General features: G+C 54.8%; 1 protein-coding gene. It reads right to left on the bottom strand.

The window, feature by feature from the left end; genetic code table 11:
• On the bottom strand, positions 1 to 540 hold a 540-nt coding region (locus NDK19_RS16855), incomplete at both ends, for a PKD domain-containing protein (protein WP_250633076.1).

Genomic DNA, 540 nt, shown 5'->3' with positions numbered 1-540 from the left:
ACCAAAAGCAGGAACGCATCACGTTGTCAGGCACTACGCCCGTGTTGTTGGCCGTAGAACCAAATTCATTGCTCCCTCCCCAATTGGATTGAAGCGTGATATTTATCGGTGAACTCTGACCCCCTTGGGTGCGCAGGTTGTTTATCACTGCTCCGCTATTGGTCGCCGATGGTGTGTTGTTCCATGGCAATCCCTGCTGGCTGCTGCCCGTAAAGTTAATCAATACGGCCTCCGAATTGTTGCCGATGCCTACCTGCTCCCATCGGTAGGATGTAATGCTGCCGTCAGGGTCGGAAGACTGTCTGCCGTCAAATACAACCTGCGTTGCAGGCAGCGTGATGCTCTGGTTGGCGCCCGGATTGGCTACGGGCGGACGGTTGGCTGCGGCATTTACCGTAACGTTTACATCGGCCGATGCTGTTGCACCTGCATTGTCCGTAGCCGTCAGGCGAAATACGTAAGTGCCCTGTACCAAACCCGATACCAACGTCTGAACATTTGCAGGTGTGGCAATGGCAGCCGTGTTTGGCCCCGATACCT

Source organism: Rhodoflexus caldus (assembly GCF_021206925.1).
GTDB classification, from domain to species: Bacteria; Bacteroidota; Bacteroidia; order Cytophagales; family Thermoflexibacteraceae; genus Rhodoflexus; species Rhodoflexus caldus.
Note: the sequence above shows the minus strand (reverse complement) of the source record. Positions and strands in the feature narration are given on the sequence as shown.